Here is a 12,480-nt window from a genome sequence, read left to right as displayed (position 1 = left end):
TCTGGTCCTTCGTTCCCGACGAGATGAGGATTGATGGCAGTGAGCAAGCGGGTGGGCCTGGGTGCCGCGGTGGCCGCGCTGATCCTGACGCTTCCGGGCGCCGCGTCCGCGGCCGAGCACAGCACGTGGAACCGGGCTGAGCTGAGCGCGTTCGCCGTGCTGCCGGCGGCGACCTTCGTCCCCGGCAGCGAACCGTCCGGCTCGGCACTTGGCACCGCCCCGATCAACGGCATCATCCCGCCGTTCGTCGACCAACCGGTCCAGGGGTTCAGCGGTGTCCTCCGCAACACCGACGGCACCTTCGACGTGTTGTCCGACAACGGTTTCGGCAACAAGGCCAACAGTGCCGACTTCCTGCTGCGTGTCCAGCGGCTCGCGCCCGGCTTCGCCGGCGGCGCCGTCGACGTTGTCGGCGGCATCAACCTGACCGACCCGTACGGCAAGGTTCCGTTCGCTCTCACCCGCGCCGACCGGGTGCTCACCGGCGCCGACTTCGACGTCGAGTCGATCACCCGCACGGCCGACGGCACGTACTGGATCGGTGACGAGTTCGGTCCGTACCTGCTGCACTTCGACCGCGCGGGCCGCCTACTGCAGGCGCCGGTGCAACTGCCGGGCGTGTTCGCTCCCGAGAACCCGACCCGCGGTACGACAGCGGCCAACCTCGCCAGCAGCAAGGGCTTCGAGGGCATGGCCCAGTCACCGGACGGCACCACCCTCTATCCGCTGCTCGAAGGCACGGTCGCGGGCGACCCGACCGGCACACTGCGGCTCAACGAGTTCGACGTCAGGACCAACACCTACACCGGTCGACGCTGGACCTACGCGCTCGACGCCGCCGACCACTCGATCGGTGACGCGATCATGGTCGACCGTGACCGCTTCCTGATCATCGAACGGGACAACGGTCAGGGTGAGACGGCGAAGGTGAAGCGGATCTACCTGGCCGACAAGCGCGACCGGAACCGGGACGGACGCCTCGACAAGACGCTCGTCGCCGACCTGATGAACATCGCCAACCCGCGGCACGTCGGCGGGTTCGGCAGCACCTTCACGTTCCCGTTCCAGACCATCGAGGACGTGGTGATCCTCGACGACCGTACGATCGCCGTCCTCAACGACAACAACTTCCCGTCCTCCTCGGGCCGCACGGCCGGCCAGGCGGACGACAACGAGTTCATCGTGCTCAAGCTGGACCACGGCCTGGATGCCGACAAGCGCATCCTTCGCCGCTACTGACCCGGACACCGAGGGGGTGGGTGGCCTGAAACGCCGCCCACCCCCGACCAGGTCAGTGGCCTCGGTCCGGGCGGAGGAAGCACGACAGCAGTTGCCGGAACTCGTGCGGGTGCTCGATCGCCGGCACGTGCCCGCACCTGCCGAACACGTGCAGACGGACATCGGCCAGGTGGTCGAGCAGGGGCTGGGCTGCCGTCGCGAGCGGGGTGACCCGGTCCTCGGCGCCGTGCACGAGCAGCACGGGCACACGGATCGCTGCAAGCGTCTGTGCCGAGAGGGTGAGGTCGTCGACCCATCGTGCCCTGGGTGGCGGGAACAACGACGCGAAGGCGGCCTCCCCCGCTCGCATCGCGGCCGCACGGGCATCGACTGCCGAATCGGTCACCAGCGCCTGGTCGAGGACGAGGCGACTCAGCATGTCTCGTGCCCCGAGCGGCCCGGCGGGGGCGGCCCACACCGCGTCGAGTTCGGCGGACAGCGGCGCCCCGGGGGCGCCCATCGTCGAGACCGCCACGACCCGGGTGACCTGCCGGGGGCGCGCGGCCGCCAACGCCAGCGCCACGGCACCACCCATGGAGTGACCCACCACGGCGTAGTGCTCGATACCGAGAGCATCCATCAGGCCCGCGGCCTGCTCCGTCCACAGCCGGAGCCCACCCCTGGAGCCCGTCGGGACGGGTGTACGGCCGAACCCCGCCTGGTCAGGAGCCACCAGGTGCCAGAACGTGCCCAGCGCCTGCGCCGTCTCCGCCCAGGCGCCGGACCCGGTCGTGCCGGGTCCGGAGCCGTGCAGCATCAGCACCGCGGGCCCGGTGCCGCTCTCCAGGACGTGGACGGGTGAGCCGTCGACGGTGACGGTCCGAAGTGCCGTCACCGGGGCCGGCCAGGCGTGCTCATGCCGAGGCGACGGACTTCGAGAAGACCTCCATCATCGCCCTGCCGAACTGCGGCATGTCGGGCCACCCCCGGCAGGAGACGAGGTTGCCGTCCACGACGTCGGGGGCGTCGATGACCGTCGCGCCCGCGTTCTCCATGTCACCGGTGATGGGTGGGAAACACGCCGTCTTTCGGCCCTTCAGCAGCCCGTACACCGCGGGTACCTGCGCGCCGTGGCAGACCAGCGCGATGGGGAGGTTGCGCGCGAAGAAGTGCTCGGTGATGCGCCTGACGTCGGCGTCGACCCGGATCCATTCGGGGGCACGTCCCCCGGGAATGATGAGGGCGTCATAGCGCTCGACGTCGACCTCGGCCCAGGGCACGTCGACCGGCAGCTTCCGGCCGTCCTTCTCCACATAGGCGTCGGAGTTGGGGTCGAACTCGTGGATGACCAGTTGCACGTCACGCAGCGTCCGTGACGAGACGTCGACGTCCCAGCCGCCCTCCTGCACGCGATAGTAGGGATACATGGTGTCGAGCTCCTCGGCGGCGTCGCCGGTCAGGAGCAGCGCTCTGGGCACCTGCTTCTCCTCGCGTCTGGGGGTGGATGAGGTGGATCCAATCCGATCCGATCGATTGATAGCATTCCTCGGCCCAGCCCGCCCGTCAAGCCTCTACCGCCATTCCGTCCGCGTCCTTGACCTCGTCGAACAATCGCCGGAAACGCTCGCCGGACCGCAGGATGTGTCGACGCATCGCGTAGGCGGCGGCGTCGGGGTCACGCGCGGCGATCGCGGCCACCACTTCCTCGTGCTCGGCCATGGCCAGGTGGGTGACCTGGGTGTCGTGGTGAAGCCGGAAGAGGTGCACGTGGCTGTGCAGGCGAGCCAACGCTTCGCGGATGACCTGGTTCTCCGCGCTCAGGGCGACGAGATCGTGGAAAGCGGCGTCGCGTAGCCCGAAGGCGCCGTAGGCCATGAGCCCGTTGCCCCCCTCCAGCTCCGCCATCTCCTCGAGCATCCGTTGCAGGCCGGCCACCTGCTCCGAGGACGCGCGTTCGGCGGATCTGCGCGCCGCTGCCGGCTCGAGGAGCAGGCGAACCTCGAGCATGTCCTCGAATCGGTGACGGGTGATCTGCGGGGGAATGCGGTAGCCGGCATGGGGCACCCGCACGACCAGACCCTCGGCCTCCATACGGTTCAGAGCGTCTCGGATCGGCGTCTGCGAGACGCCCAGCTCTCGCGCCAGGACGTCGATCGTGACGCGGGAGCCAGGCTCGATCCGTAGCGACATGAGCTGTCCGAGCAGCGTGTCGTACACCTCGTCGGCAAGCCGACCGCCAGATCTTCCCGGCGGCGCTCCGCCCGTCACGGCCCTCCGGCCCCGCGCGGTCATCGCATCGTCGTCCATCGTGACGTGAGGTCCTTTCTTGCGTCTTCGGGAACCTGTTGACATCAATCACAACGCTGCGACATGCTGACGCCCCCACTCGATCGTATAGGAAAAGTGACGGACGACCGCCGTTCTGACCATGGCGGAACCGGCCACCACCGCTCCACTTCGATCACCTGAAGTTCCATGAGCATGCTCGACGTCCTGCTCGGCTCGTCATCGGGTCGCAGCCGGTCCGGAGGGCTTCTCGACGGCAGGAAGACCCGGTAGGTCGCCCGTACTCGTGACGCCGGTCCGCGGGTCGACCCCCGCGATCGCTCGGCAGCACACCTGAACAACCAAGCAACTGCTCGGCGAAGCACATAGCGAGGCTCTAGAAGTCCCCATCCAGAAAGCAGGCGAGAAGATGCGGCATCCACAGCGAACAGGACGAATATCCGTTCCCGGGCGAAAGGTGCAGCTCGCGGCGGCGGCCATGCTGCTCATGGCCACGACCGTGGCGGCTTGCGGTGACGGCAAGGACGACGGCACGAAGGCGAGCGCCCCCAAGGCACCGGCGACCATCCCGGAGCTCACCAAGGACCCGCTGACCCTCAGCTTCATCTGGTTCGACTGGCCTCCCGCCCAGGCACTGGAGACCTTCGCGAACGCGGAGTACAAGAAGGAACGGCCGAACGCGACCATCAAGGTCAACACCGTGCCGAACGCGAACTGGCACGACGCGATGTTCACCCAGTTCGCCGCGCACAAGACCGACTTCGACATCGCGATCCTGGACTCGCAACACATCGGCGAGGCCGTGACGAACGGCAACATCCTCGACATCACCGACTTCGTCAAGAGCAACATCGACGTCGCGGCCTACAACCCGTACCTCCTGGCGGCCTACGGCCAGTTCCCCCAGGCGGAGACCGGCAAGCGCGACGAGAACGCCAGCCTGTACGGGCTGCCACTGCTCGGCGACACCTGGACGATGATCTACCGCAAGGACCTGATCGGCGACAAGCCACCGCAGACCTGGGACCAGATGATCTCAGCCGCCGAGAAGTGCCAGTCGGAAAACCCCGGCGTCAGCGGGCTGGCTTTCCACCAGGCCAACGGCTCCGACGCGGCGGCCGTCACCTACAACACGGTCAACGGCATCTACGGCGGCAACCTCTGGGACTCCAAGACGCGCAAGATCGAGGGCGTCATCAACGACGCCGCGGGCCAGGAGGCGATGGACGTCCTGGTCAACAAGATGAAGCCGCTGACCGCCAAGGGCTCCGGCAACTGGTTCATCGACGAGGTGAACGCGGCGGTCGCCCAGGGCAAGGCTTGCATCGCGTTCAACTGGATCGCCGCGAGCGGCGGCCTGCTTGATCCGAAGCAGTCGACGCTCGGCACCACGCGGAAGCAGATTCTCGACAAGCTTGGTTTCGCCACCCTGCCGAGCCAGAAGACGAACCTGGTCCCTCTCGGCGGTATGGGGATGCACGTGTCGGCCTACTCCTCCAAGGCCAACCAGGCCGAGGCTCTGAACTTCATGAAGTGGTTCGAGCGGGCTGACATCCAGAAGAAGTGGGCAGCGGCGGGTGGCGTGCCATCGCGTACGGACGCCCTGCAGTCGCCCGAGTTCCTCAACGCCGGGCCGTTCAACCAGGTGTACACCGACTCGGTTCCGCGGATGCGGGACATGTGGAACGTGCCCGAGTACGCGCGCCTCGTCGACATCGAGAACACCAACGTGAACGCGGCTCTCAACGGCGCGAAGAAGCCGAAGGACGCGCTCGACGACATCGCCAAGGAGCAGCAGGGCGTGCTCGACTCCAGCAACCGCAAGGGCGGCGGCGGACTGTGAGTGGCCCCCTCCCTCTGAAAACCGACCACCCCGGGCAGGTGGCGTCCGCGACGCCACCTGCACCGGGTCGGTCCCGCGGGCTGAGCGACCGCGGGCTCGCCGTGGCATTCATCTCCCCCGCGCTGCTGCTGTTGCTCGCCATGTCGGTGTTCCCGTTGCTCTGGGCGTTGTACCTGTCCTTCACCGACTACTCGGCCACCCGCGGGGGGCCCGCCGACTTCATCGGGTTCGGGAACTACACCGCCATCCTGACCTCGGCGCAGGTCCACACGAGGGCCCTGACCACGTTGATCTACGTGGTCGGCGCGGTCGGCCTGCAGACCGTGCTCGGTTTCGGCATCGCCTACCTGATCTCACGGCGCACGCACGGGCGAGGGCTGCTGACGACTCTGTTCCTCGTCCCGATGATGCTGTCGCCGGTCGTGGTCGGGCTGTTCTGGCGGTTCATGCTCGACGCGCAGTTCGGCGTGATCAACAGCATGCTCGGCTCGATCGGCCTGGGACAGGTGGAGTGGCTCACCCGGCAGCGAACGGCACTTGTCTCCCTGATCGTGGTCGACACCTGGCAGTGGACGCCGTTCATCATGCTCATCGCACTCGCGGGCCTTACCGCGGTCCCCAAGTACCTGTACGAGGCAGCCTCGATCGACCGGGCGTCCGAGTGGTTCCGGTTCCGCACCATCACTCTTCCGCTTGTGTGGCCGCTGCTCCTCATCGCCGTGTTGTTCAGGGCCATCGAGGCCTTCCGGCTGTTCGACCTCGTCTACATCCTCACCAACGGTGGTCCGGGGGTCTCCACCGAGACGTTGTCGTTCCACGTCTACAAGGTCGCGTTCCTGGGCTTCAACACCGGAACCGCCTCGGCGTACGGGATCCTCATGGTCCTCGTCGTCATCGTCCTCACGCAGCTCTACCTGCGCTATCTGAACAAGCTCAAGGAGGGCTGATGGCCGTCTCCGTCGACGAGGCCGTGTCCACAGGTCCTGCCCGGGATCACGCACCGCCCGCGCGCCGCTTTGGCGGCCGGGGCCGCTCGGTGCTGGAGGTCGCGCTGCTGACCGTGCTGGCCGTCGTGATGCTCTTTCCCGTGCTGTGGATGATCGAGACGTCCATCAAGGAGAACCGGGACGTCTACGCCATCCCGGCCAAGTTCTTCGACTTCACTGTCACCCTGCAGCATTTCAGGGACGTGTTCGTCGCCCCCGGCGGCGGTCGCTCGGCCCTGTCCGTCTCGTTCCTCAACTCCGTAGTGGTCGCCGGGGTCTCCACGCTGCTGGCCACCGCGCTGGGGGTTCCGGCGGCCTGGGCCTACTCACGCTTCGCCGTGAAGGCCAAGAAGGACCAACTGTTCTTCATCCTGTCCACCCGCTTCATGCCGCCAGTGGTGGTCGTGATCCCGATCTTCCTCATGTACCGCCAGATCGGATTGTTCGACAGCAAGCTCGGCCTGATCCTCATCTACACCGCGTTCAACGTCCCGTTCACGATCTGGATGATCAAGGGATTCGTCGACGAGGTGCCCGCGGAGTACGAGGACGCCGCCATGCTCGACGGCTACACCCGTCTGCAGGCGTTCCGGAAATTCACCCTTCCCCTGCTCCTGCCCGGCATCGCCGCGACGGCGGTCTTCGCACTCATCTTCTCGTGGAACGAGTTCGTGTTCGCCACCTTCCTCACCTCAAGCGACAGCGTGCGGACAGCCCCACCCGCCATCGCCGGCCTGATCGGTGGCACCACCACGGACTGGGGTCTCGTGGCCGCCGCCTCCGTGGTGTTCGCCCTACCGGTGCTCGTCTTCGCCTATCTGGTGCGCAAGCACCTCATCGCCGGCGTGACGCTCGGGGCGGTGCGACGCTGATGGCGGGCATCGAGGTGACTTCGTTGCACAAGCGCTACCCGGACGGGACTGTCGCGGTCGAGCACGTCGACCTGTCCATCGGCGACGGCGAACTGTTCGTGATGCTCGGTCCCTCTGGTTGCGGCAAGACGACCACGCTGCGGGCCATCGCCGGCCTGGAGCGGCAGACGACTGGCGACATCCGCATCGGCGACACGCTCGTCAACGACCTGCCGCCCGCCGAGCGCGACATCGCCATGGTGTTCCAGTTCTACGCTCTCTACCCGCATCTGAGAATCCGCGACAACCTGGCGTTCCCACTGCGCGCCGAGGGACTGCCCAAGCCGGAGGTGCACGAGCGGGTCACCGAGGCGGCCCGGCTGATGCGGCTCGGTCCGCTCCTGAACCGGCGACCGCGCCAGCTGTCCGGCGGCGAGCAGCAGCGCGTCGCGCTCGCCCGCGCCCTGGTGCGACGACCGCGCGCCTTCCTCATGGACGAACCTCTCACCAATCTGGACGCGGAGCTGAGGGCGGACATGCGCACGGAGATCAAGCACCTGCAGGGGGAACTGGGGGCGACGATGGTCTACGTCACCCACGACCAGGTCGAGGCGATGTCGCTCGGTCACCGAATCGCCATCCTCAACAAGGGCCGCGTCGAGCAGATCGGCACGCCGCTGGAGGTCTACAACCGCCCGGCGAGTCTTTTCTGCGCCGCGTTCATCGGCTCCCCGCCCATGAACCTGATCGAGGTGGAGGTGGCCGACGGGAAGCTGCGCGGTCAGGGCGGACTGGTCCTCACCCCACCGCCCGGCCTGCCGCGCGACCGTGGCCTGGTCGCAGGCGTCCGGCCGGAGGCGCTGGAGGTCACAGCACCCGGGGCGGAAGACTCGGTCCCGGCCCGCGTGGTCTCGGCGGAGTGGCTGGGCGACGAAATCATCTACGTGGTCGACCACAGCGGCAAGCGCGACGTACGGGTTCGGATGCCACCGACTGTCCGTTTCGCCGCTGACGCGAAGGTCGGGCTGCGGCACACCGGCGGGACCCCGGCGGTCTACGACGTGAGCACGGAAGAGCTGGTGGCCTGATGGGAACCGTGGCAGTGCAGGGGCTACGCAAGTCCTTCGGCAAGGTCCAGGCCCTGGACGGGGTGACGCTGGACGTGCCGGACGGCTCGTTCTTCGTCGTGCTCGGACCCTCCGGGGCCGGCAAGACGACGACCCTGCGAGCGATCGCCGGCCTCGACAAGCTCGACGCCGGGTCGGTGCGTCTGGATGGCAGGGACGCGACCGCGGACACCCCGGCCGCACGCGACCTGGCCATGGTCTTCCAGAGCTACGCCCTCTACCCGCGACACACCGTGTACGAGAACATCGCTTCGCCGCTGCGGGCACGCCGCTGTTCGTCGAGTGAGATCGCCGCTGCCGTCGAGCAGATGTCGAACCTGCTGCACATCGAACGTCTGCTCCAGCGTCGTCCCGCGCAGTTGTCGGGCGGTGAGATGCAGCGTGTCGCCCTGGCCCGGGCGCTGGTCCGTCGCCCGCGCGCGTTCCTCATGGACGAGCCGCTGACGAACCTCGACCTCAAGCTCCGCGTCGAGATGCGCACCGAGCTCACCCGCATCCACCGGAGCCTCGGAGCGACCTTCGTCTACGTGACAAACGACCAGGTCGAGGCCCTGTCCATGGCCGACCAGGTCGCGGTCCTCAAGGAGGGGAAGGTGCAACAGGTCGGAACGCCGACCGAGGTGTACGAGCGTCCAGCCAACCAGTGGGTCGCCGGATTCGTCGGGAGCCCGCCGATCAGCCTGCTCGCCTGCCGGGCCGAGGGAGATCGTCTGGTCGGTACGGACGGCTGGACACTGCCGCGGCCCCGCTGGACCACGGCTGAGGACGGTCGTGCGCTGCTGCTGGGCCTGCGCGCGGAGGACCTGTCCGTCGAGCAGCGAGGGGACGCGTCGTTGTCCGGGGAGCTGTACGGGCTTGAGCCGCTCGGTGACCGAACGGTGGTCGACGTCCGGGTGGGGACGGAGATCCTCAAGGTCAAGGCACGACCCACCGTCACCGGTACGCCTGGCGAACGACTGAGTGTCACCGTCGACCTGGACCGTGCGCACCTGTTCGATGCGGGCACCGGGCTGTCGCTGTCCGAGGCCGGGCGGTAACCGCGGCGGGCGGCGACGGCACCATGCGCCCGCACGCGGCAATCGACCCTCGGCGGACCAGCACCGGTGAGCACGGCCTGACGACGCTCAGACGGCCGCGGCCCGAGAGGGCGGCGGTGGCACGGGGCATCGCGCTGCGAACAACCTCGCCCCCGACGAGGGCGGGTGAACCGTCCGGCTACGCGCACAGCGCGACCGCTGAGGCACCCCGGACAGCACCAAGAAGATCACGGAGGCGACGCAATGAGTGACCCGATGAACGTCCTGGCCCCCGAACACCGGCGGCTCCGGATCGGCGACGCCTGGCGCGACGCCGCGAGCGGAGCCACCTTTGCCGTCGAGGACCCGGCCACCGGCAAGACCATCGCCGAGGTGGCGGACGCCGACGTCGTCGACGGGCTCGCCGCTCTGGACGCGGCGAGCACGGCAATGGCGCAGTGGGCGGCGACCCCGCCGCGGAAACGGTCAGAGTTGTTGACCGCGACGTACCGGGCACTGACCGAGCGATCCGAGGAGGTCGCCCGGCTGATAACGCTCGAGATGGGCAAGCCGCTCGCCGAGGCTCGGGCAGAGGTGGGCTACGGCGCCGAGTTCTTCCGTTGGTTCGCCGAGGAGGCGGTGCGCGTCGAGGGGCGCTACAGCACCGCTCCCACGGGTGGATATCGCATCCTCACCGTGCCGAAGCCGGTCGGACCCTGCGTCTTCGTGACGCCCTGGAACTTTCCGTTGGCCATGGGCGCTCGCAAGATCGCTCCTGCGCTGGCCGCGGGCTGCACGACGATCACCAAGCCAGCCGGCCAGACGCCACTCACCATGCTGCTCCTGGCCCGCATCATGGAGGAGGTCGGCGTTCCCCCGGGTGTCGTCAACGTGGTGACCACCAAGCGTTCCGGCACGGTCGTCTCGGCACTGCTGGCCGACAGGCGGACCCGCAAGCTCTCGTTCACCGGGTCCACCGAGGTCGGGCGCGTGCTGCTCCGACAGGCCGCGGACAACGTGCTGCGTACGTCCATGGAGCTGGGCGGCAACGCGGCCCTGATCGTGTGTGCGGACGCTGACCTGGACGTCGCGCTCGACGGTGCCATGGTGGCCAAGATGCGCAACATCGGGGAATCCTGCATCGCGGCCAACCGGATCTACGTCGAGGAGCCGGTGCACGAGGAGTTCACGGCGCGCTTCGCCGAGCGGATGGGCGCGCTCTCGATGGGCCATGGTCTCGACCACGGCGTGGACGTCGGGGCGTTGATCGACGAGGCCTCCGTCGCCAAGATCGACGAGCTCGTCACCGACGCTGTCGATCGCGGCGCCCGGGTCCTGGTGGGCGGTGAGCGTCCGGCTGGGCCCGGCCACTTCTACCCGCCCACCGTCCTCGTCGACGTGCCCGACGATGCGCGGATGCTGGAGACGGAGATCTTCGGCCCGGTGGCGCCGATCATCTCGTTCACGTCCGACGACGAGGTGCTGGCGAAGGCCAACGACACCGAGTACGGCCTGGTCGGATACATCTTCACCCGGGACCTCCAGCGGGCGCTCCGGTTCACCGAGGGGCTGGACACCGGGATGCTCGGCATCAACCGTGGCCTGATATCGGACCCGTCAGCTCCGTTCGGCGGCGTGAAGCAGTCCGGGATCGGCAAGGAGGGGTCGCACGAGGGCATTCTCGAATACCTCGACGTCACCTACGCGGCGATCGACCTACCGTGACCGGCCTGCTGCTCCGTCCGCCCAGCATCGCCGCCGACGTTCCGGAGAGGCACCGACATGCTTGAGACCGTCCGCGGACCACGCCAGCTCATCGTCGGCGAGGGGGTCGCGCAGAACATCCCACGAGTGGTGGCCGAGAGTGGCTCGCGAGTCCTCATCGTGACCGACAAGGTTCTCCTGCGGCAGCCGGGCGTGGCCGAGATCGTGGCCGCCGTGCGGGAGAAGGTCCAGGTCGTCGAGGTGTTCTCCGACGCGACTCCGGACGTGCCACTCGCCGATGTCGCCCTGGCCGTCTCGGCCGCCGCCGAGGTGGACGCCGACGTGCTCCTCGCCATCGGGGGTGGCACGGTGATCGACCTCGCCAAGATCGTCGGCGTCATCCGGCGCCACGGTGGGACGCCGCGCGACTTCTACGGCGAGTCGAAGGTGCCGGGGCCGACGATGCCTCTCATCGCGGTCCCGACGACGTCAGGCACCGGCTCCGAGCTGACGCCCGTGTCGGTGCTGACCGACCCGGACCGCGAGCTGAAGGTGGGGGTGTCAAGCGTCCACATCGTGCCCGACTTCGCCATCGTCGACCCCGAACTCACCTACACCTGCCCGGCGACTGTCACCGCCCACTCCGGCATCGACGCGTTCTGTCACGCGGTGGAGAGCTACACCGCGCGACCCCGGGCCCACGGACCGCGCGACCCGGTGGAGCAGGTGTTCCTCGGCCGCAACCCGATCACCGACCACTACGCGCTCCGGGCCGCGGAGCGGATCGCCCGTAGCCTGCGTCGTGCTGTCAGGGACGGAGGCGACACCGACGCGCGCGCGGACATGTCCTATGGGTCCATGCTCGCCGGGCTCGCGTTTTCCCACGCGGGCAACGCTGCCCCGCACGCTCTCCAGTACCCCATCGGCGCGGCCACGCACACACCGCACGGCCTGGGTGTCGGGCTGCTACTGCCCTACGCGTTGGACGCGGCCAGGGATGCCATCGGCGACCGGTTGGCCGTCCTCGCCGGGGTGTGTGGGCTCGACGTGACCGACGCCTCGGAGGCCGAGGCCGCAGATACGTTCCTCACCTGGCTCGACGTGCTCCTTGCCGACATCGGCATCCCTGCCACCTTGGCGGACATCGGCGTGGCACGCGCCGACCTCCCGCGCTTCGCGGAGATGGCAGGTGGCGTCACCCGCCTGATCCAGAACCATCCGGGCCCGACCGACACCGCCAGCCTGACCGCGATCCTCGAAGCGGCCTGGACCGGGGACCGGGCTGGCTCCGCGCGGAGACAGTGACAGGCCTCTCCCGTCCGTTCGGGAGTGCCGCATGCGGCACTCCCGAACGGACGCTCACGTCTCGGGGGGGGGGGGGAGGGTGGGGCCCGAGGGGTTGAGAGCCGCGCCGGGGGGGGCGGGGGGGTTTGCCGCGGGGGCGGTGTA

11 protein-coding genes are annotated in these 12,480 nt (G+C 68.5%); 8 read left to right on the top strand and 3 right to left on the bottom strand.

Annotated elements, in window-relative coordinates:
- The first annotated feature begins 33 nt into the window (after nucleotides 1–33).
- Nucleotides 34–1,239: an esterase-like activity of phytase family protein gene (locus AB0F61_RS28525; protein ID WP_357815739.1), complete on the top strand. Its 1,206-nt coding sequence runs from the start codon at nucleotides 34–36 to the stop codon at nucleotides 1,237–1,239.
- Between the two features lie 52 nt (nucleotides 1,240–1,291).
- Here the strand turns inward: AB0F61_RS28525 and AB0F61_RS28520 are convergent, their stop codons facing one another.
- From AB0F61_RS28520 to AB0F61_RS28510, 3 genes are all read right to left on the bottom strand, one after another.
- Nucleotides 1,292–2,113: an alpha/beta hydrolase gene (locus AB0F61_RS28520; protein ID WP_357815737.1), complete on the bottom strand. Its 822-nt coding sequence runs from the start codon at nucleotides 2,111–2,113 to the stop codon at nucleotides 1,292–1,294.
- Between the two features lie 19 nt (nucleotides 2,114–2,132).
- A complete protein-coding gene (locus AB0F61_RS28515; RefSeq protein WP_357815735.1) occupies nucleotides 2,133–2,696 on the bottom strand; it encodes a DJ-1/PfpI family protein in 564 nt (187 codons plus the stop codon).
- A gap of 85 nt (nucleotides 2,697–2,781) precedes the next feature.
- Entirely contained in the window at nucleotides 2,782–3,525 is a 744-nt protein-coding gene (locus AB0F61_RS28510; protein WP_357815732.1) for a GntR family transcriptional regulator, read from the bottom strand.
- A 436-nt stretch (nucleotides 3,526–3,961) separates the two neighbouring features.
- On the opposite strand from AB0F61_RS28510, the gene AB0F61_RS28505 reads away from it, so the two are divergent.
- From AB0F61_RS28505 to AB0F61_RS28475, 7 genes are all read left to right on the top strand, one after another.
- Nucleotides 3,962–5,347 (top strand): extracellular solute-binding protein, encoded by a 1,386-nt coding sequence (locus tag AB0F61_RS28505; protein WP_357815729.1) that lies wholly within the window; start codon nucleotides 3,962–3,964, stop codon nucleotides 5,345–5,347.
- A gap of 101 nt (nucleotides 5,348–5,448) precedes the next feature.
- Nucleotides 5,449–6,294 carry a sugar ABC transporter permease gene (locus AB0F61_RS28500; protein ID WP_357815726.1) on the top strand — a complete coding sequence of 282 codons (846 nt, stop codon included), beginning with the start codon at nucleotides 5,449–5,451 and terminating at the stop codon, nucleotides 6,292–6,294.
- Nucleotides 6,294–7,205 (top strand): carbohydrate ABC transporter permease, encoded by a 912-nt coding sequence (locus AB0F61_RS28495; RefSeq protein WP_357815723.1) that lies wholly within the window; start codon nucleotides 6,294–6,296, stop codon nucleotides 7,203–7,205. The genes AB0F61_RS28500 and AB0F61_RS28495 overlap by 1 nt, the downstream gene beginning before the upstream one ends.
- Complete coding sequence (locus tag AB0F61_RS28490; protein ID WP_357815720.1) at nucleotides 7,205–8,272, top strand: ATP-binding cassette domain-containing protein; 1,068 nt, start codon at nucleotides 7,205–7,207, stop codon at nucleotides 8,270–8,272. Before AB0F61_RS28495 ends, AB0F61_RS28490 begins: the two co-directional genes overlap by 1 nt.
- Nucleotides 8,272–9,348, top strand: a complete 1,077-nt coding sequence (locus AB0F61_RS28485) for an ABC transporter ATP-binding protein (protein ID WP_357815717.1) — start codon at nucleotides 8,272–8,274, stop codon at nucleotides 9,346–9,348. The genes AB0F61_RS28490 and AB0F61_RS28485 overlap by 1 nt, the downstream gene beginning before the upstream one ends.
- A gap of 243 nt (nucleotides 9,349–9,591) precedes the next feature.
- Nucleotides 9,592–11,052 (top strand): NAD-dependent succinate-semialdehyde dehydrogenase, encoded by a 1,461-nt coding sequence (locus AB0F61_RS28480; protein WP_357815715.1) that lies wholly within the window; start codon nucleotides 9,592–9,594, stop codon nucleotides 11,050–11,052.
- A gap of 57 nt (nucleotides 11,053–11,109) precedes the next feature.
- Nucleotides 11,110–12,336 carry an iron-containing alcohol dehydrogenase gene (locus AB0F61_RS28475; protein WP_357815712.1) on the top strand — a complete coding sequence of 409 codons (1,227 nt, stop codon included), beginning with the start codon at nucleotides 11,110–11,112 and terminating at the stop codon, nucleotides 12,334–12,336.
- The last annotated feature ends 144 nt before the right edge of the window (nucleotides 12,337–12,480 follow it).

The organism is Micromonospora sp. NPDC023888 (genome assembly GCF_040639415.1).
Lineage (GTDB): Bacteria > Actinomycetota > Actinomycetes > Mycobacteriales > Micromonosporaceae > Micromonospora.
Note: the sequence above shows the minus strand (reverse complement) of the source record. Positions and strands in the feature narration are given on the sequence as shown.